This window comes from Methanobacterium sp., assembly GCA_030017655.1.
GTDB lineage: Archaea > Methanobacteriota > Methanobacteria > Methanobacteriales > Methanobacteriaceae > Methanobacterium_D.
Genome location: JASEIM010000024.1, coordinates 1 through 20,016 on the forward strand (window position 1 = coordinate 1; position 20,016 = coordinate 20,016).

A 20,016-nucleotide genomic window follows, 5' to 3' on the forward strand; every position below is an offset into this window, starting at 1 on the left:
TGGAAGTGTTTTATATTTTATAAAAACAAGTGTTGCTAATTCCACTCCTCTAACACAGATTTCATAACACGGGCCTGCGTTTCCTCCGCCTTCCCACCAAGATTCAATAAAAGTTATTTCTTCTGGATCAATTCCAATATACTTTATAAAATCATGACAGTATTTTACTGTTTCATCTTCCCAGTAAATCTGTTCTTCTTCAGTATTAAATGCATGATGTCCACCCATTGTAAAACAGGTCATGTGTCTGCCGGTCCTTCCGACATTATCCACGTCATTAAGCCTGATAGATGGTTGTGCTATTACCAGTGGGTTTGCAGGTGGGTCTACTGCTCCTGATGTTACCCACGGTTGAAAATCGTAAATGGATGCCCCTACTAAAAAAACATCGTCTCTCCATCTTTTTGCAAGAACTGGATACCTGTTTATTGGGGTGTGGCCATTTTGGGCAAAAAATTCAGTAAACGTTTTCTGAATTTCATAAAGATCAAATTTTTTATCTGTAGCCGGATTCCCAATAAAAGTATATTCATCGCAGGGCGCATCCCCACATGTTTTTCTATCTCCTATAGACCAGAAATCATTTCCACAAGTAATACATGTTTTTTTAGTATATCCAAGTTCTTCAAGCTGGCGGGACATGGTAATCATTGATAAAAGTTATTAAATTTCAAAATAGTATAATCAAAATAAAAAAAATATAGAGAAAGCCAATTTCTTGGCTTCTTTTTGGAATTATCCGAAGAGAGCGCCGAGACCTGCTGCGGCTTCTTCTTCTTTTTCTTCCTCTTCTTCTTCCTCTTCTTCCTCTTCTTCTTTTTCTTCTGCTGCTGGAGCTACTGCACCTGCTGCTGGAGCTGCCGCTGCTACTGCGGTTTTCTCCATTGCTTCTTCGATGTCTACATCTTCAAGTGCTGCGATTAATGCTTTTACTCTTGCATCATCTACATCTGCTCCTGCTGCTTCTAATACTTTTGTTACATTTCCTTCGTTAATTTCCTGACCTGCTGTGTGCAATAACATTGCTGCGTATATATATTCCATATGATTCACCTCAAAAATTACTATTTTTGTGGTTCGGAAAATCATGGATTTTCCTCAACCTCAATATTTTAAACTTTAATTTATAATTAAGATTAGCCAAACAAGGCACCTAACCCTGCTGCTGCATCTTCTTCTTTTTCTTCTTCCTCTTCTTCTTCATCTTCTTTATCTTCTTCTTTTTCTTCCTCTTTAACTTCAACAGCCTTTGGGCGTGATTTCAGTTTGTCCAGAAGTTCATCATCAAGTGCTTCATCATTTATGTCTGATAAATCAGATGCTAATGCTAACATCTGTGAGTAAGCCTTGGATAACAGTAAATCTGTTGTTTTTGATGTGAGTATTTCAGCATTTAATGCCAGATTCATCGCTTTAGCTGAAGCATTCTGTATTATAATTGGCATAGCATCTTTAGTGTACACAGATGCATTTACTGACAAATTCAATGCTTGAGAGAATGCTCTTTGTATATCTGACAGTGTTTTCTCTTCATCTATTGTTAGAAGGTCAGATGTGTATATTGTTTCATCCTCATAAGCCGCTACCAGGTCAATTCCAACTTCCATCGGCTGGATATCAAGTCTGGTAAGAATACCTGCAACATCCCGGGGGACTGCTTCTCCTTCAGCAACAATTACTTTATCTTTGGTTATAACAATTTTTCCTTTTTCAATTTTTGCAGGAATACCTACCTTTTGAAGTTCTCCAAGAATAGGGCCCGGATTAAAAGCAGTGTCACCTTTAGGTACTACAATGTCTGACGGAGCTATGCTTCCAGCTTTTGCTGGTGCTGCAGTTTTACTGGCTTCAAGAATCTTAAAGAGTTTAAACGGATTCATATCAGTGAAGATCAATGCAGGTTGACCTTCCATATGTTCACTGAGCGCATCTATGTTGGATTTTTCAGATTCACTCAAAGCTAAGCTCATCAATGTCTTCCTTGACATTTTAATGACTGTAGTGTCCTTCAAGTTTTGTCGCATTTTCTGGAGTTGGGGAGCTGGTATGTCGGCCAGATTAGCCATACCCACCACATTATGAGTTTTAATAAGCTCTTTAATGTCATTTACTTCTTCTTTTTTCCATTCAGCAACATGAGCCATTAGATCACCCTCGCTACTGGACCCATGGTTGTTTTTATATACATGGATTTTATCTGGTTTCTTCCTTTCTCCAGTTTTCTGTCTAAAATTCCAAGCACAGCTTCCACATTATCTGCAATTTGCTCATCGTCCATATCCTGGGAACCAACAATTGCCTGGATAACTGGCTGATCCTTTATTCTAACTTTTACTGTATTATTAAGTCTTTCCATTATTGGATCTGGTTTAATTGATGCTGGAACTGGTTTTGGCATCTTTTTTCGAGGCCCAAGAACTGGTCCTAAAAATCTACCGACTTGAGGCATCATATCTGCCTGTGCAACAAAAAATGTGTATTCATTGGCCATTTTTTTGGCCTTTTTCCGGTCCTTTCCAAGATCTTCCAAATCATTTTTGCTGATTACAAGATCTGCACCGGCATTTTTTGCCTGAACTGCCAGTTCACCATCTGCTATAAAGGCAATTTTTATGCCTTTACCACGTCCATTTGGAAGGAAGACTTCTTCATCAAATCTGTTTTCTGGTTTTTTCACGTCTAAATCTTTGATGTTTATAACAACATCTATAGACTGTGTGAAGTTTCTCGGCTTAGATTCGCTCTTAGCCTTCTTCACCGCTTCCAATATCTCTTGATTCATCAAATTCCTCCATGAACTTCTTTGATAAAAAGTTCACAATAATTGATTAGTTAATCAAATGGATTATTTTGGTTAATTTAATTAATATCATTGATTTTATTGAAATTGTTCGTCGTATACGCCTTCATCAATATCTTTCTGTGCGATTTTAGGATCTTTACCATCTACAGTTAATCCCATGCTTACGCATGTTCCTATAACTTCTTTTGTGGCCATTTTATAATCATTTGAAAGTAATGAATCGTATTTCATCTTGGCGATTTTAAGTGCCTGTTCTATAGATAGATCGGCAACTTTGTCCATTCCAGGATCTTGAGAACCTTTTTCAATATTTAGTTCATCTAATATAAGTGCAGTTGTTGGAGGTGTACCTACTTTAACTTCAAATTCTTTTGTTCCAACATCCACTATGATTTTTACTGGAACTTTAATTCCTGCAAAATCTGAAGTTTTGCTGTTTATCTGCTCTACAACTTGCATCATGTTAATACCGAGCGGTCCAATTGCAGGGCCCAATGGTGGTCCTGGTGTTGCTTTTCCGCCTTCAATAAGAATTTCTACTGTTTCTTTTGCCATTAATCTGCCTCCTTCTGTATTAATCTTATCTGGTCACCTTTGACCGTAACTGGGATTGGAATTGCAGCTTCAATAAGTTCTAAAACTACTTCTTCCTTGGATTCATCTATTCTAACAACTTTAGCCCTCTCTCCTTTAAAAGGGCCTGATATAAGTTCTACAATACTTCCTTTTTTTACTGAAGCTATTATGGGTTCTGGGTTTAAAAAGTTTTTAATTTCTTCAAAGGTTATTTCACCTTCAACTGATCCCCTTAAATTCGGGACTTTTAGTGCAGGATCTTGCATATCAAGTTTTGAGGATGTTTCAACCAGAATATAACCTCTTAATGTATCTGGAACAAGTATAGAATTTACCTCAAGATCACTATTTTTAACATTTCTTGCAAGTAATCTTGCAACATTTTTTTCCTGTCCTACAAGGGTTCTGAATGCATAAATCAAAATATCACTTACCTAAATCATTTGGACTAATTCATATAGATTAAACTATAGAAAACCGGTTAGCTGGGCTATTAAGGTTATTATAAACCCTATTGTCCCTATTATTATAATTCCTATTCCTGTAATTTTTGATACATTTTGAAATTCTTCTCTATCCGGTCTTTTCGATATGTACAGAACTCTTCTGCACTGTTTTATAAATTGGGAGATAGATTCACTATTTAAATTCATAAAAATACCTGCTTAAATTCCTATAGAATAAGTTACTGAATAAATTAAATGTAATAGAATAATATATTTCCTAAGTTATCCTATATAAATGATAGTAGTTTATTTTCTTTATGAATTTATAAACCTTTTCATTTTTATAGATAACTAAAACTAGTCATGATAGAGAAAATCTTATGGTGTTTAAATATTATTCATTAAATTAGAAAACACCATCTATAAATTCTTCTAAAGCTGATTCTTTAACCGAATCTTTAGTTTCTTCCTCCATATATTCACGTTCTGCAGGTACGCCGAATATATGGGGTGATTTTACTCCGGCCACTACGAGTGTTGTCCTGATAACATTCTGAAGCTCTTCCTGTATCTGAGTACCCCAAATTATGTTTGCATCCGGATCTAATTCATCAGCAACTATCTGAACAATCTTTTCTGCCTCATGCAATGTTAAATCAGAGCTTCCTGATATGTTTATCAGGGCACCTTTAGCATTTGAAATATCCAGATCAAGTAATGGGCTATTTAATGCCTCATGAACTGATTCTATTGCCCTATCACCAGATTCAGATTCACCCATACCTATCATTGCCATTCCAGACTCTTTCATTATGCTTCTAATGTCTGCAAAATCAAGAGCCACCAGCCCTGGCTTTGTAATAAGCTCTGTTATTCCTTTAACAGCTCTGCCCAGAAGTTCATCTGTAACCATGAATGCTTTATTAATAGGTAGATTTGGTGCTACTTCCAGTAATTTATCATTGGGTATTACAATAACTGTATCTGCTGCATTTTGAAGTTTATCTAATCCTTTTTCAGCATTTTCACGTCTTCTAAGTCCTTCAGCACTGAAAGGCATTGTTGCAACAGCAATGGTTAATGCGCCGATTTTTTTGGCTAAACTGGCAATAACTGGAGCTGAGCCTGTTCCAGTACCCCCTCCAAGACCACATGTTACGAAAACCATGTCAGCCCCTTCTAACCGTTCTTTTATCTGTTCTTCGCTTTCTTCGGCGCTTTGTTCACCTATTTCAGGTATACCTCCAGCACCCAGACCACCGCATGTTCCTTTACCTATCAATATCTTCTGATGTGAGTTAGAATAGAAAAGATCCTGAGCATCCGTATTAACGCTTATTGTGTCTGCTCCTTCTATTCCTATTTCCATTAATCTTGAAACTGTATTATTTCCAGCCCCACCAGTTCCAACAACCAATATCTTAGCTTTGCTTTGTTCTATGATATCTTGTAGATCATTGTTAATATCTGATATATCGATGCTATTTTGTATATCCCTAGGTCTTCTCTCTCTTCTCACTTCTGATTCTTTTAATGTATTATTTATAAGAGATTTCAATTCCTACCCCCACAGCCAATGTTGTTAAATTTATTTGTGGTATTGTAATAACTTGTATTTAAAAGCAACGGTTATATCACTCATAATTTGCCATCTTACAAATAATTTTTTGGTTTTTTTTAAAAAAATAGTTAAAAAAGCATTAATTAATATAATTTAATATTAAAGTAATAATAATTTTTGGATTAACCCCTCACTTTTAAATTTAAGATCTCGGCATGGCAATGATCTCTTTAATTTGAAGATCGAAGAAATTGCTCATATTGGCTGCTTTTAAAACTACTGCAGCGTCTACGCCCCATGCAGTCCCCCCAATTGCAATAATTTCTTCATCTACAGGAATTAAGCCCGCATCTGCAGCCATAATGCTAATTTCAACGCAAACTTTTATTCCTTGGCCAAAGAGTCGCAAAGTAGCTGCAATTATCTCAACAGGTGTTATACCACCAAATTTGTTAGAAATACCTCTTCCAACACCACTTAATGCATGAGAACCAGCATAAAAAGTAATGTCATTTTCTCTGAGTTTTTCTATATTTTCCTGAGTTATTTCCAGCTTTCCTTTTTCTTTAAAGCCTGCATGATGAGTTATACTAACTATATCCACATCTTTTATTGCTTCACGTAATTTCAAAGCACTTTTTCCGGATACGGACGCGATAACAATTTTTTTTATGCCTAATTCTTCTTTCCTTTGCTTTACAAGTTCTATTACTTTATCTGTATTTTCTGCCCCTTTATTTTCAAAATAATTAATGGTTTTTTCCATCCAATCACCAGATTCTTTTTTAAAGATAATTTAATCTCTTTTTTAAATCACCATTTTAATATATATTTTAAGATATATAACAAATTTTATATAAATAACAAGACAAAAAAGACTATATTCAAGTTAAAGGATATAAATAATTTTATTTTAAAGGATAAATTCCCAAAAAGGTGACAGAATGAAAGCATTTAACTTTATTACGCCAGATAGAACCACCAAGCCCCGTAAAAATGGAATTACAATGATGTTAGATAAGGGCATGGGTTTAAATGCCTTGAAAGATTTAATGGAAGTATCTGGTGAATATATTGACCTTGCCAAGTTCGGTTGGGGAACATCAGCCCTACATGATAGAAATCTCATAAAAGAAAAGACTGAAATGTATTTATCCTACGATGTGAATCCTTATCCGGGTGGAACACTATTTGAGCTTGCATTCATGAAAAATAAATTTACTGAATTTTTAGATGAAGCTGATAAATTAGGATTTAAAGCTATTGAGATATCCGACGGCTCTACAAACATATCATTTGAAGATAGATTAGAAATGATATATAAAGTAAAAGAAAATGGTTTTTTAGTTATTACAGAAGTTGGGAAAAAAAACCCTGTTGAAGATCATAAATTAGATATTGATAATCGAGTAGATATTATTAATTCCGATCTAAATGCCGGTGCGGACAGAATACTGATTGAAGCACGTGAGGGAGGAAAAGATCTGGGAATTTATGATGAATGCGGAGAAGTTAAGGAAGATGAACTTGAAAGTCTTATAAAACATGCCAATATGAATAAATTAATCTGGGAAGCTCCTCTTAAAAACCAGCAAGCTTATTTAATTTTAAAGTTCGGAGCAAATGTAAATCTCGGCAATATAGCACCAGAAGAGATAACAGCTCTCGAAACTATGAGAAGAGGGCTTAGAGGAGACACTTTAGGCAAGGTGAATCTTTAATGATAGAAGAAATCACAATTATTGGGGGTTATGACAAGCAGGGAAATAAAGAACCTGTGGAAGAAGTTATAATCAAAAAAGGAGAAATATTTGGAGTTGTAGGTCCCACTGGAAGTGGAAAAAGCTCGCTTATTGCCGATATTGAACAGCTTGCCCAGGAAGACACATTTTCAAGAAGAAAAATTCTTGTAGACAGTAAAGAGCCCAGTTATGAAGATAGAACCAATCCAAGAAGAAAAATGGTGGCGCAGCTATCTCAAAATATGAATTTTTTAGCTGACATGAGTGTTGGGGATTTTTTAACACTCCACGCCAAATGCAGGGGAGCAAGTGATAAATGCGTTAATGCCGTGGTTGAACTTGCAAACACGCTTACTGGAGAACCCATAAAGAAGGAACACGATCTCACCATATTAAGCGGAGGACAGTCAAGAGCCCTTATGGTGGCTGATGTGGCCATTATAAGCAATTCCCCTATTGTATTGATTGATGAAATTGAAAATGCAGGTATACGAAAACATGACGCCCTTAAAGCCCTTGCAGGACATGGAAAAATAGTTATGGTTGTAACACATGACCCTGTACTTGCTTTAATGACAGATAAGCGGATTGTTATGAAAAATGGCGGTATGCAGAACGTTGTACATACAAGTAAAAAAGAAAAACGCATATCTAAAAAATTAAATAAAATAGATGAATTAATGCTTAATTTAAGAGATAGAGTAAGAAATGGAGAAATACTTGAAGACATAGAACATATTGAGATTTAAATTTAAAAAGCACTGCAATTCTTTAATTTTTTTGGTCTCCACTATATTTATCTCTATCAAAAAGCGAGTTGATAACATGAGAATGATAATCGTTGCTGGAACTCCCGGATCTGGAAAGACTGCAGTTTTAATGCATGCATTAAAAAGTCTGAATGAGAGAAAATTTAAATCATCAGTGGTTAAAGTGGATTGCCTTTACACAGATGACGATAAAAAATTTGCAAAAATTGGTGTTCCAACTAAAGTAGGGCTTTCAATGGATATGTGTCCAGATCACTATGCGATTTACAACATAGAAGATATGATAAGCTGGGCTTTAGAAAATGAGTCAGATTTTTTAGTTATGGAAACAGCAGGGCTCTGTCACCGTTGTGCCCCTTATACCATGAATTGTCTTGGAGTATGTGTTATAGATGCAACAAGTGGCCCAAATACTCCCTTAAAAGTAGGTCCTTTCTTGAGCACTGCTGATGTTGCTGTTATTACCAAAGGAGATATGATTTCCCAGGCAGAACGTGAAATATTCAGAGAAAGAGTTTTGGAGGTTAATCCTAATTGCAAAGTAATAGAAGCTAATGGGCTTAGCGGCCAGGGATGTGTGGAACTTGCTGAAGAAATGTTGAAATCCAAAGAAGTAGCTCTTGACCAAGAAAAATTAAGGCATTCAGCCCCCCTTGCAGTATGTACGCTTTGTGTGGGTGAAACAAAAGTAAATAAAAAATATCACCGCGGTATACTTAGAAGAATTGACGGTTTCCAGAAATATGAGGGGGAATAATCCCTATATCTTATTTATAGAGGTAATATAAATGACAAACAGTTCCAACTCAAATCATCGCCAGAAGATTATTAAATTACTTCCAGGTTTTCAATGTGGAATTTGTGGATACGCAAGGTGCGATGAATTTGCTGAAGCGCTTTTAAGGAAGCATGCTACCCTTGAAGAATGCAGATTCCTGCTTCAAGAAACATTCGCCAAAAATCGGGCTAATTTGGAGAAAATACTCAGGGAAGAGAAAATAATTCCCGAAGAAGAGAAAATAATTGGTTTACTGGATGGATATGAAGCAGATATTATTTTAAATGCTCTTCCTGAGGAACATTCTTGTAGAGAAACTCTATTTCCTTTTACAAGAGAAGAACTTAAAGTTGGAGATATCATTAGATACAGACCTCTCGGATGTCCTATTATTCATTTTGCGGAGATAATTGAAGAAAATCATGGATTAATTGTTGTTCATATAGTTGGACCCTGCCACAGACTTGATGAAGAAGCAGATTTTGAATTCAAGGATATTGGCGTTTGTATGGTGGGAGGATTTGAGGGAATAATTGAAGGGAAGCTTCCAGCAGTTGGGGAAACTGTGAGATTTCTCCCAGGACACTGCATGATGCAGAAGGTTCATTCTGGCGTTGTTGTCCAGCTTGTAGGTAGAAGAGCTATTATTGAAGGTATTGACCTTAAAGTATGGGCCCCTCCGATTAAAGGGGAAAGATAAATTTTTATATAAAAACAATCGAGGAAAAATTTAATGGATGTTATTCTTCAGCAAGTCGCTAATTTAAGCATTTTAATCTATATTGTTTCAACGATGTTATATATGGGGCTGAGTTTTTTTCCAAAACAGTTTATAGAACCTCTAAAAAATAAAAAGCTGATATTGAAATCTTTAGCTGCAAATTTCATGCTTTTGCCCATTATAACTTATATAATTCTCCAAATAATCCCTCTTCAACAAGGACTTGCAATTGGACTGGTTTTAATGGCTACAGGGGCTGGATCGCCATTTATGCTTAAAATTGTCCAATTTATAAAGGCAGATATGGCATTTGCAGTAGGTTTAATGCTTATATTATCAACCGTGACTCTAATTTACATGCCGCTGGTACTATCTCTTCTTTTACCTGGCATTTCAATCAATCCAGTATCCATAGCGACTTCATTACTGGTTTTGATATTTTTACCATTAATTGGTGGAACGGCCTTAAAATGGAGATATAACAATATAGCTAAAACAATTAAACCAGTATTTAATCAAATATCAAATATATTCATATTTTTAGTGATAATTCTATATTTAGGGCTTAATTATCCGGATTTTATCTCAGTATTCGGCACAGGGGCACTTATAGCCACCATAACCTTTGTACTTACAGGTTTTTTGATTGGATATTTTTTAGGTGGACCTTCCAAAAATACAAAAACAGTGCTTGGAATGGGTACTGCAATACGAAACTCATCTGCAGCCTTTGTAGTCGCTTTTGCCAATTTCAGCGCAAATTATGATGTAATGGCCATGATAATTGTTGTTTATATGCTCAGTATTATCATAATGATGTTTATTTCAGGAGAAATTAGTAAACGAACAGGAAAAGTTTCAGAAAATGTATAGAACCGAGAATTGAATTTTATATTATTCATCTGGATAGAATTAACTTACATTGTATGAAAAAATATAAAATTAATTGGCCAAATATTTTTATTACTATTTTAACAGGGTTGCAGTTATGAAAAATACAAAATATAAAATTATACCCATAAAAACAGGTTATATCAAGCCAAATGAATCCTATGATATAATCATAGATAATTCAAAGGATTTATTAGAAGATGGAGACTTTCTTGTAATTTCAGAAACTCCCATAGCCATATCTCAAGGTAGACTTGTTGATGAATCTGAATTTAAGCCATCGCTTCTTGCGATTTTTCTTGCAGATATCTGGTCTAAATACATTTGGGGCTATTTTTTAGGGTCACTTCTGGGTATTAAGAAAAGGACCATTAAAAATTTAAGAAATTTACCTCCTGAAGCCAGATCACATAAAGAGGTCGTTTTAAAGTATTATGGACTAAAACATGCCTTAAAACCTGCTTCTGAAGCAGGAATTGACTTGAGTAACGCTCCGGGGGCTTATGTTTCACTTTTACCCGACAAACCAGGGGAAGTTGCGGCGGATATTGCTGTAAAAATATCTAAAAATCTTGGTAAGGAAGTTGTTGTGATAATTATTGACACAGACGTTACTTATGAACTTTTGGGAAAACGATTTACATCCTTACCTATATCTGCAGAAGGGATTAAAGCTGATTTCGGAATTTTTGGATATTTTTTCGGTAGGTTTGGTAAAATTGTGGGGCCCACGCCGCTTGCACTTTCTAAGCCCTATGATCTGGATAAAATTATGGAAATTGCCCAGATTGCCGATGATTATCAGAATAAAAACGAATACAGTATGAAAACCGTTTATGATATGGGAAAAACATTTAATGATAAAGTTGACTGTGTAACAATTGAAATGTTAGATTCAATTCAACATACACCTGCAGTTATCATTAGAAGGCGTTGATATTCATTATCATACATAAGATAATTGCTTGCTGTGATCAATATTGTTTCATCAAAATAATTAAATAGTAGTAAAACAATAATACATAGTAACATCAAAAATATGTCATGCCCCGAAATGACAATATTTTTAAGAACAAATTTGGATCAAAATTGAATATAAACCCGATTATTCCACCGACACACAATGAATATTCTATTTAATTCCCCATTAATACCTTACTAATAATTTAACCATTTTTTTAGCGCGGGAAAGGATCCAAAATAAGGAGGAAAAAAATGCTTAATGTTAATGGCCCACTAACTCAAGAACAGATTAGATCTTCCCTATCTAAAGAAGGAGCAGAGATGCTTAATGAATCTCTGGTTCAAGAGTTAATTTATGAAGTTACTGAAGATAATGAAAACAGTATTTCCATTGTCAAATGTTTATTAGAAGGTAAAATAACCGATGAAGAGATTTCTGAAGAAATCGAATTAAGGCTCAACATTGTAAGAAAAATTTTATACAGGCTCTACGATGCTGGACTTGCAAGTTACAAGAGGAGCAAAGACCCAGAAACTCAATGGTACACATACAGCTGGAAATTCGAAAAAGATAAAGTAATTGACACTATAACCAAAAAATTCGAGGAAAATTCCAGGGAAATGGAAGAATCATTGGCATACGAAGAAGACAACATGTTCTTTACATGTATCAATGGATGCAGATATAATTTTGAAGAAGCTTCAGAGTACAATTTTGTATGTCCTGAATGTGAAACAACTCTGGAATATCAGGATAACTCTTCTTTAATCACAGAATTAAAGGAAAAAATGAGCTAATTTATTTATAAGGGGTAAAATTTGACCATAAATATTCTGGAAAATCTTAAATGCCCCTCTTATTTAATTGAACATTCAAAGGCTGTATGTAATAAAGCCTTAAAACTATCTTCTAATTTTAATGTTAATACTGAACTTGTAAAAACAGGCGCTTTACTCCATGATATTGGCAGATGCAAAACAAATGGCATAGAGCATGGAATAGTGGGAGCTGAAATATTGAAAGAGCTCGGATTTTCCCATGAAGTTTCAAATATCGCCCTGAGACATATTGGTGCTGGCATTCCAAAAGAAGAAGCAAAAATACTTGGCTTACCTCCAAAAGATTATATACCTGTTACTTTAGAAGAAAAAATAGTCGCTCATGCTGACAACCTCATACACTGGAGTGAAGAAGTCAATTTACATTTCACAATTAAAAAATGGAATGAAAAACTTGGTAAGGACCATCCTTCAATAAAGCGTATTATTAAACTTCATAATGAAATTGTTGGCAAATAACAATTTAATAAAATTTTTTAAGATGATGATCTAAAAAATTAGTATAAAAACATTTGGAGATTAAATTGCCATCATCTAAAAATATAATAATATTTACCGGACCTTCACTGCACCCTGATGAAGCTTCAACTATTTTAGATGCTGATTACCGCCCTCCAATTAAGAGAGGCGACATAATCACTGCCTTAAATGATAATCCCGACATAATAGGCATTATTGACGGCGTTTTTCATCAGCAGCCTGCAGTTTCCCACCGCGAAATTCTTGAAGCTCTTAAAAAAGGAGTTACGGTAGTGGGCGGTGCCAGCATGGGGGCTCTTAGAGCATCTGAACTTGATGATCTCGGGATGATAGGTGTGGGCTATGTATATAACCAGTACAAAAAAGGCCTGATTGAATCAGATGATGATGTGGCTGTTGCTATTAATCCCGTTAATCTTGAACAGATTTCAGATCCGCTTGTAAGCATGGAATATAACTTTAAAAGGGCTTTAGATAATGGCATCATATCTGAAGAGGAATTTAACATATTACTTAAAACTGCAAAATCTATTTTTTATCCTAAAAGAACATATGGCCTTGTTTTAAATTCAGCCCCTGTTCATCCTGCAAAAATTGCAGTTATTGAAAACTTTTTAATTAAAGAAGGGATCGATATTAAAAAACAGGATGCACTGGAAGTTGTAAAATACATTAAGAATTTATTAAATGACAGAGTATAATTCTTCAAAAAGAAATATTTAATTAATATATTCTAATTAAAAATATTTTATAAATTTATTTGAGTAAAGGATGAGTCTATGAACCTTGATGAAAAAATAAAAAAATTAAGAGAATATCTTAAAGATAAAAATGTTTTAGTTGCTTTTTCTGGAGGGGCAGACAGCACTCTTGTTGCAAAAATAGCAAAAGATGTGTGTAGTGAAGCAGTTGCAGTTACTGTTGATAATGGGGTTTTACCTCCAGACTGTATAAAAAATGCAGAGGAAATTGCAGCTAAAATTGGAATTGATTATGAGGTAATAAAAGAGAATTTCATTGAAAATGAAGCTTTTAAATCCAATCAGCCCAATAGATGCTTTATCTGTAAAAGCATAATGTACAGCAAATTAGAGGATGCAGCCGAAGAAAAAGGGATTGATACGATAGTTGATGGAACAAATATCAGCGATTTACTGGAAGATCGCCCTGGAATAACGGTTAATTATGAAAAAAATATTGTAAGTCCACTTGTCTATGCTGGTTTTACCAGTGAAGATGTGAGAGACACGCTTAAAAATCTCAATATAGCTTATTCAACCAATACAACCTGTTTTGCAACAAGAATAGCTAAATATAATGAAATAACTCTTAAAAAAGTAAACAGAATAAGTTATGCCGAATCTTTAATTAAAAATATGGCTGGTGAACCTGTAAGAGTTAGGGATGATAATGATATAGCCCGAATTGAGGTTGGAAATATTGACAAACTTTTAAATAGAACCTCACTGAATCATATAAACTCAGAACTTAAAGCAGTTGGTTTTAAACGAGTTACGCTTGATATTAGCGGATATGGAGACGAAGAGAAAGAGCTGGTAATTTATACTCCGTGTAAAGATGAAAAAAATAAAATAATGTTCGAAACTGAGTTACCATATCAAATAGACATCAAAAAAACATGTTTAGAACTTGAAAAATTGGGATCTATTAAATGTTCTGAGGAAATGGGTATAGTGATGCTTGAAATTGAAGGGAGAAATGTAACCATATTTAGAGCGGGTAAAATTGTTGCAAGGCGTGTTATTGATAAAGAAGATGCAGAAGATTTATTAATCAGAGTATTGCCACGTATAAGAAGATTTAACTGATAAAAAGTTTTATTAAAGTTCTTTATGTACATTTTCTTCAATTTTTCTTCTGAAACTTGAAGTTTTTTGCCAGAATCCCCTGTTATCATCACCTTCCAGCAATATGTATCTTCCAGTAACTTCAACTTCAATTTCGTCCACTGTAATGCTGTTAATAAATATTTCTACCTTAGAAGCATCTTCAATCAGGTCGTTTGTCCTGTAATCGTAGTTGATAGTAAGATTATTGTAATTGTATACATCCCTAATTGTCTTTTTGATTGTCTGCTCAATTAAATTAAAAATAGTTTCTACTGCTGGTGCACCTTCCCACCAGCAGTGTCCAAGGATCAATTTTAAGAGTATTGTTTTAACAGATACATTTCCCTGATTTTTTGAGATAATCCTAAGATTTCCTCTGTCTGATGTTATTTTAAGAAGTAATTGTTCTGACATCTTAATCCTTGATAGCTTTTATTAGATCTGTAGCTCTTACAATCCCTGCGAGCTCACCTTCAACGTCAATAACTGGTATTTGCTCGATATTATGATGTCTCATCTTGTTGGCACATTCTGTTACAGTTGTTCTTGTAGTTGCTAGAACTAACTCAGTCGCTGCAACGTCTTTAACTTCTTTATCAGAAAACTTCAGACGGTTTTTTATAACATAAAGAACATTTGTACTGTCCCATGACCATTTATCCCCTTCCGTACCTACTGATGTATTATGGACAGTTCTTTCAGATACAACTTCGCTTTCATTAATAAAATCTGTTTCTGTAAGTATTCCGGAGAGTTTACCATCCTTATTTAGAGCAAGGAGAAATTTAAGATGTGAATATCTCATTATTTCAAAAGCAACATTTAGAGGAGTTCTTTCCCATGTTGTGGGCATATTTATTAACATGTAATCTTTAACTGGTTCTTTAATATCCAGTTTCCATAAAGCATTTTCAATTAAATCAAATGCAGTGATAATACCTACAAGTTCATCATCCTGAACAACTGGAACCCTTCTTATGCTATTTTCTATCATTAATTCTGCTGCATCTTTTATATTGTCGTCAGGAGTGACTGTTAAAAGATTTCTGGTCATAATAAGAGCTATCTGTTCTTCATCTGGATTTTCAACAAGATCTGATCTTGTTACTATTCCAACAAGTTTTTTTGTCCCTGATTTTACAACAGGCAATCCTGAAACATTTTTTTCTCTCATTAGCTCCAGAGCATTTAAACGGTTGCCTGGAACCTGTATATAGTGTATATCCTCTGACATTACTTCTTTTACAAGCATTGTTACACCAACTAATATTAATAAAAATCAATTAATTTAAAATTAATGTACAACTAAAACAGGGCATGAAGCCGATCTAACAACATTTTCAGTTACACTTCCCAGTAGAAATCTGTCTAATCCATGTTTGCCTGAAGTTCCCATTACAACGAGATCTATATTTTCTTCGGCTATTGTTTTAATTATAACATCTGATGGAGAACCCTCTTTAGTATCTAAAGTCAATTTAACATCTTTATGGCATTCATCTTCTTTCTTTCCCTCCATCACTATTTCAGAAATTCTTTGGAGTGATTTTTGCCCTTCTTCCTTAAGCATCTCCTTTATTCGAACTATAAGGTCTTCAGCAGGCAATCCTACCAACGATGATGTTTCAATTACATTTATGGCTATTAGTTCTGCACCACTTAAGCTTGCAATCCATGCTGCATGTCTTGCAGCTTTTTCTGCATATTCAGAACCATCTGTAGGTACTAAAATTTTTTTATACATGAGTTCACCTCTTAGGATAATATTGCTCATTAATACATTTTAATAGTTTGGATTTAGTATTATATAAACTGAATTAGTATTAATTTACAAATACGCAAATGTTAACGTACAATTAAAACAGGGCATGGGGCTGATCGCATGGTATTTTCAGCCACGCTTCCCAGTAAAAACCGGTTAAAGCCATGTTTGCCTGAAGTTCCCATTACAACAAGATCTATATTTTCTTCGGCTATTGTCTTTAGAATCGTATCTGCAGGAGAACCTTCTTTGAACTTAAAGGTTAATTTCATTTCTTTTTCGCATTTTTCACCGCTGCTTAAACCAGTTAATATGTTTGAAATTCTATCAAATGATTTTTGCCCTTCCTGCTCTAAATTATTTCTTAATTCTTCTCTATCAGCAGATCTTATCCCTGTAAATCGTGGTGTTTCAATTACATTTAAAATAACAATTTCAGCACCACTTCTACTTCCAAATCGAAAAGCATGTTCTGCTGCCCTTTCTGCATTTTCAGAACCGTCTGTAGGTAGTAGGATTTTTTTATACATAAAATTCACTCCTAATTTATAAAATATTTAAATAATGCCTTAAACTACCTTTTAGATATAATGTTACCATCTTTAATTAAATATTTGAAATCTTTTACTTCTGTTCTGTTAATGATGGATAATGCAGGATTATTAGAGAGTTTCTTTACAATGATCATTTCTGCATTTTTGCCTTCTTCTATGCACCCATTATCTAAATTAAAAGCTTTAGCAGCGTTTGTTGTTGCTGTTTTAAATAATTCAAGGGGAGAAAAATATTCTCTGTAGTAACCGCGTGTCACTTTTAAGGCATATTCCATTTCACGTAACATATTTGGGGAGTTAAACATGATATTATCTGTTCCAAGAAGTACATTTATTTTGTGTTTAAGTAAATCCATCAATGGAGGAATCCCAACTGAAAGTGACCCATTTGATCGGGGACAACAGACCACAGAACTGTTACTATTACTTATTAACTCCAGATCATTCCCAATTGGGGCTGTAACATGGACCAGGACATCAAAATTTGCTTCAACAGCCCTTGCAACCTCGCTTTTACCTGTTGATTCCACTGATTCTTTTTGCAGTTTTTCATATTCTGCCACATGTATCGCTGAAATTTTTCCGTATTTTTTACATGCCTTTGTAATTAATTGTGCTATTTCATCCTTTATTTCGCCAAATCCACTTAAACCTATACCATCGCATGATTTAAGGATATTCTTAGCTGCCTTTTTAATTTCTGATTTTCTAATTTCTTCATTATAGAAAGAATCATCCCTTCCAAGGATTATTTTTCCAATAGGAATATTATCAGATGCTTCATTCATTAATTCTATCCCATCGATTCCCCCTTCTCTAAAATCAACAAATGTAGTTGTCCCACTTGCAAGCATATCCTTCATTGATTGTCTCATTTCATTAACTATCATCGCAGGAGGAGTTTCATTCAAAATTTTATGTTTTAAACCATCTGGAGGTTTAACGATCACATCTATACTCTTTCCATCACCAATATCTCGAGCTATTGAATCCCCTGTGTGTACATGCGAATTTATAAATGCCGGAGCAACAATCGATCCACGTGCATCAATTTTTTTACCTTTATTAACCTTATTTTTACTGATTTCAATAATCTTATTGTCTTCAATGACAATATTTGCCTTTATGGCTTTCATATCCTCTCCAAAAAGAACAGTGCCATTTTCAATTGTGATCATACTAATCAGGGTTCATATTTAGTTATTTTATTATTTTGAGTTTATTTCTATTATCTTTAACTTGACATATAAAAATCTGGATTAGTAATTCAATTTTTTAAAAAGAGGAAAAAATAATTAGAAATATTTTAAATTATTAATTTCATTTGACTCGGAAATTCTATTAAAATAGTCGGTTTTTACCCCGCCATGCCTGTATTTGAATTTTACCCTGTATGTTTTGTATGCTCCGGGTTTAAGGCCGTATGTATAAATGTTTCTGTAATATTTACCGTACCATGCTCTTGTGTAACAGGCCCCGGATGTTACTTTACCCTGATTTTTAACTGTCACATATAAATAACCCCCCGATTTATATGATTTTGTTACTATAAGGTCTGGTTTCGGAGTTATTACAGATATAATGACTGATTTAGTGCTGATTTTCCCAAAATTGTCTTTTACGGTTAAAGTTACAGTATATTTACCGTCTCTAGCGTATGCATGCTGAACGTATGATCCTGAACCAGTTGTGCCGTCGCCGAAGTTCCAGCTGTATGAAGTTATATTATCGCCAGTATCGGGGTCATAAGAACTTGAGCAGAATCCTATCAATGTTTTTGGAACTAATTTGCTGGTTGTAATGTAAAAATTTGCTACTGGACTTCTATCAGTAACTGTAACAGTTTTAACTGATGATGCTGTTTTGGAGTTGCTGCTGGTTACACTATGAGTTACTGTGTATACACCCGGATTTGAATATGTATGGCTAAGGTTGACCGGTACAGAGCTTGTTGTTTCATTTTCATCCCCAAAATTCCAGTAGTAATTTGTTATATACCCTTCAAGGTCTTTAGAACCTTCTGTAAAGGTTATGGGTTGATTAATATAATGCGGAGAATTGCTTATTGTGAATCTGCATGTTAAATTATTTCTTACTCTGTCACTATTATACCAGCTTTCAGCTGCTTCATCATCATATGGAGTTGTCTCAGATGCATTTGGGAATTTTGCACTCCAATTTCCAACAAAAGCAGCGTATCCATGATCATTCCGCCAGATTTGGGTTCCATTGTATTCTGTTGATTTTAAAATCGTTTCATAATTTTTATTGTTGGCATCTGCAAAGTCCAGTGCCCCATTCAAGAAATCATATACAATTTCCGCACCATTCCATGCTGTAGCATAATAATTTGCCCCCGCACCTGTAAACATACTTGCAAAATTGTAGATAGTTTCTATTGGATTTGCAACTTCTTTATCTCCAACCCATCCAGTGGAAAAACATGAATGAAGTAATATTACAGGGATGTTTTGTTTAAATGGGGCTGTAAATAGATCTGAATTCCACCCTTCGCGCATCTGGTCGCCTATACCCCAGATAAAATTATCATCAGAACCAACAAGTGCATAAGGAGGGCTCGCTTTTCCTCCATTTCCGTCATAATTTCCGGATTGATAGCCTCCATGTCCTGCATATATGACCGCATCTGCATCATACATCCCTTTCAGTATGTTTTTGGCAGTTGCATTTGATCTGTAAAGTTCTAAGACCTCATATCCATTAGACTTAAGCTGATTAGCCAGTGTCGATGTTTCTATGTAAGCCTGGTTATAATCACTATTTGAATCCCCAATAATAAGGATATGAGCTTCAGATACAGGTAAAAATGCAAAAATAATGGTAAAAATCGTTATTATTAAAGTTATACTCCACAATTTGTTAGTTTTAGACAAACTTAACCCCTCCCCAAAAAGGTATAGAATATTGGAATTTCATTATATGAATTAATTGTTATTCACATAATTATATTTTTTTAATGTAATGATGTGGGGTTTAGCACATATTGTATATAAATTAATACGCTTTTATCCATTTTTATATAAAATAGTTTTAATAAATAGCAGATTAGAAATAAAAATTTATTATAATATCTTAAAAATAAAATTAAACTTATTCCAGATGGTAAATCAACATTCCCAATATAAAACCAAGTACTGCAAATACAAAAAACCCAATGATGCCTGATCTAACTGAATAAGAGATAGTGTTATTTAGAGCACTCCAAATAAAAAACACTAATCCTCCTAATACTCCAATCAATAATCCTATCTTCAATGA

At 34.4% G+C, this 20,016-nt stretch carries 26 protein-coding genes; 10 read left to right on the top strand and 16 right to left on the bottom strand.

Annotated features, from left to right (window positions below):
• From QMD61_09600 to QMD61_09640, 9 genes are all read right to left on the bottom strand, one after another.
• On the bottom strand, positions 1-642 hold a 642-nt coding region (locus QMD61_09600), incomplete at its 3' end, for an alanine--tRNA ligase-related protein (protein MDI6724884.1).
• 93 nt (positions 643-735) lie between these two features.
• Positions 736-1,044, bottom strand: a complete 309-nt coding sequence (rpl12p, locus tag QMD61_09605; GenBank protein ID MDI6724885.1) for a 50S ribosomal protein P1 — start codon at positions 1,042-1,044, stop codon at positions 736-738.
• A gap of 92 nt (positions 1,045-1,136) precedes the next feature.
• Positions 1,137-2,144: a 50S ribosomal protein L10 gene (locus tag QMD61_09610; GenBank protein MDI6724886.1), complete on the bottom strand. Its 1,008-nt coding sequence runs from the start codon at positions 2,142-2,144 to the stop codon at positions 1,137-1,139.
• Positions 2,144-2,782 carry a 50S ribosomal protein L1 gene (locus QMD61_09615; protein ID MDI6724887.1) on the bottom strand — a complete coding sequence of 213 codons (639 nt, stop codon included), beginning with the start codon at positions 2,780-2,782 and terminating at the stop codon, positions 2,144-2,146. Before QMD61_09615 ends, QMD61_09610 begins: the two co-directional genes overlap by 1 nt.
• A gap of 96 nt (positions 2,783-2,878) precedes the next feature.
• Positions 2,879-3,358: a 50S ribosomal protein L11 gene (locus QMD61_09620; GenBank protein MDI6724888.1), complete on the bottom strand. Its 480-nt coding sequence runs from the start codon at positions 3,356-3,358 to the stop codon at positions 2,879-2,881.
• Positions 3,358-3,801: a transcription elongation factor Spt5 gene (locus QMD61_09625; GenBank protein MDI6724889.1), complete on the bottom strand. Its 444-nt coding sequence runs from the start codon at positions 3,799-3,801 to the stop codon at positions 3,358-3,360. Before QMD61_09625 ends, QMD61_09620 begins: the two co-directional genes overlap by 1 nt.
• A gap of 45 nt (positions 3,802-3,846) precedes the next feature.
• Positions 3,847-4,032 carry a protein translocase SEC61 complex subunit gamma gene (locus QMD61_09630; GenBank protein ID MDI6724890.1) on the bottom strand — a complete coding sequence of 62 codons (186 nt, stop codon included), beginning with the start codon at positions 4,030-4,032 and terminating at the stop codon, positions 3,847-3,849.
• Positions 4,033-4,231: 199 nt separating this feature from the next.
• Complete coding sequence (gene ftsZ / locus QMD61_09635; GenBank protein MDI6724891.1) at positions 4,232-5,383, bottom strand: cell division protein FtsZ; 1,152 nt, start codon at positions 5,381-5,383, stop codon at positions 4,232-4,234.
• Between the two features lie 205 nt (positions 5,384-5,588).
• A complete protein-coding gene (locus QMD61_09640) occupies positions 5,589-6,152 on the bottom strand; it encodes a pyruvate kinase alpha/beta domain-containing protein (protein ID MDI6724892.1) in 564 nt (187 codons plus the stop codon).
• A 178-nt stretch (positions 6,153-6,330) separates the two neighbouring features.
• Here QMD61_09640 and comA point away from each other — a divergent pair, with 178 nt between their 5' ends.
• The 10 genes from comA (at position 6,331) to larE (ending at position 14,400) form a co-directional block, all read left to right on the top strand.
• Positions 6,331-7,107 (top strand): phosphosulfolactate synthase, encoded by a 777-nt coding sequence (comA, locus tag QMD61_09645; protein ID MDI6724893.1) that lies wholly within the window; start codon positions 6,331-6,333, stop codon positions 7,105-7,107.
• Positions 7,107-7,877: an ATP-binding cassette domain-containing protein gene (locus QMD61_09650; GenBank protein MDI6724894.1), complete on the top strand. Its 771-nt coding sequence runs from the start codon at positions 7,107-7,109 to the stop codon at positions 7,875-7,877. The genes comA and QMD61_09650 overlap by 1 nt, the downstream gene beginning before the upstream one ends.
• 76 nt (positions 7,878-7,953) lie before the next feature.
• A complete protein-coding gene (locus QMD61_09655) occupies positions 7,954-8,655 on the top strand; it encodes a GTP-binding protein (protein ID MDI6724895.1) in 702 nt (233 codons plus the stop codon).
• 31 nt (positions 8,656-8,686) lie between these two features.
• Positions 8,687-9,376, top strand: a complete 690-nt coding sequence (locus QMD61_09660) for a (Fe-S)-binding protein (protein ID MDI6724896.1) — start codon at positions 8,687-8,689, stop codon at positions 9,374-9,376.
• 33 nt (positions 9,377-9,409) lie between these two features.
• The gene (locus tag QMD61_09665) at positions 9,410-10,270 is read left to right on the top strand and encodes a bile acid:sodium symporter family protein (protein ID MDI6724897.1); all 861 of its coding nucleotides are present in this window, start codon (positions 9,410-9,412) and stop codon (positions 10,268-10,270) included.
• A 115-nt stretch (positions 10,271-10,385) separates the two neighbouring features.
• Complete coding sequence (locus QMD61_09670) at positions 10,386-11,225, top strand: coenzyme F420-0:L-glutamate ligase (protein MDI6724898.1); 840 nt, start codon at positions 10,386-10,388, stop codon at positions 11,223-11,225.
• Between the two features lie 347 nt (positions 11,226-11,572).
• The gene (gene tfe / locus QMD61_09675) at positions 11,573-12,049 is read left to right on the top strand and encodes a transcription factor E (protein ID MDI6724899.1); all 477 of its coding nucleotides are present in this window, start codon (positions 11,573-11,575) and stop codon (positions 12,047-12,049) included.
• Between the two features lie 21 nt (positions 12,050-12,070).
• Positions 12,071-12,550, top strand: a complete 480-nt coding sequence (locus QMD61_09680; protein ID MDI6724900.1) for a TIGR00295 family protein — start codon at positions 12,071-12,073, stop codon at positions 12,548-12,550.
• Positions 12,551-12,615: 65 nt separating this feature from the next.
• The gene (locus QMD61_09685) at positions 12,616-13,272 is read left to right on the top strand and encodes a TfuA-related McrA-glycine thioamidation protein (GenBank protein ID MDI6724901.1); all 657 of its coding nucleotides are present in this window, start codon (positions 12,616-12,618) and stop codon (positions 13,270-13,272) included.
• Positions 13,273-13,350: 78 nt separating this feature from the next.
• Entirely contained in the window at positions 13,351-14,400 is a 1,050-nt protein-coding gene (larE, locus tag QMD61_09690; GenBank protein ID MDI6724902.1) for an ATP-dependent sacrificial sulfur transferase LarE, read from the top strand.
• A gap of 12 nt (positions 14,401-14,412) precedes the next feature.
• Here larE and QMD61_09695 read toward each other — a convergent pair whose 3' ends face one another.
• The 7 genes from QMD61_09695 to QMD61_09725 all read right to left on the bottom strand — a co-directional run bounded on the left by QMD61_09695 (position 14,413) and on the right by QMD61_09725 (position 19,974).
• Positions 14,413-14,835, bottom strand: a complete 423-nt coding sequence (locus QMD61_09695) for a hypothetical protein (GenBank protein MDI6724903.1) — start codon at positions 14,833-14,835, stop codon at positions 14,413-14,415.
• Position 14,836: 1 nt separating this feature from the next.
• The gene (locus QMD61_09700) at positions 14,837-15,673 is read right to left on the bottom strand and encodes a CBS domain-containing protein (protein ID MDI6724904.1); all 837 of its coding nucleotides are present in this window, start codon (positions 15,671-15,673) and stop codon (positions 14,837-14,839) included.
• Positions 15,674-15,715: 42 nt separating this feature from the next.
• Positions 15,716-16,165 carry a universal stress protein gene (locus QMD61_09705; protein MDI6724905.1) on the bottom strand — a complete coding sequence of 150 codons (450 nt, stop codon included), beginning with the start codon at positions 16,163-16,165 and terminating at the stop codon, positions 15,716-15,718.
• A gap of 101 nt (positions 16,166-16,266) precedes the next feature.
• Positions 16,267-16,713: a universal stress protein gene (locus QMD61_09710; protein ID MDI6724906.1), complete on the bottom strand. Its 447-nt coding sequence runs from the start codon at positions 16,711-16,713 to the stop codon at positions 16,267-16,269.
• A 44-nt stretch (positions 16,714-16,757) separates the two neighbouring features.
• Positions 16,758-17,915, bottom strand: coding sequence for an amidohydrolase family protein (locus QMD61_09715; GenBank protein ID MDI6724907.1), 1,158 nt, complete (start codon positions 17,913-17,915; stop codon positions 16,758-16,760).
• 117 nt (positions 17,916-18,032) lie between these two features.
• Positions 18,033-19,631 carry a PKD domain-containing protein gene (locus tag QMD61_09720; GenBank protein MDI6724908.1) on the bottom strand — a complete coding sequence of 533 codons (1,599 nt, stop codon included), beginning with the start codon at positions 19,629-19,631 and terminating at the stop codon, positions 18,033-18,035.
• Between the two features lie 217 nt (positions 19,632-19,848).
• Positions 19,849-19,974, bottom strand: a complete 126-nt coding sequence (locus tag QMD61_09725) for a hypothetical protein (protein MDI6724909.1) — start codon at positions 19,972-19,974, stop codon at positions 19,849-19,851.
• Positions 19,975-20,016 lie beyond the last annotated feature (42 nt).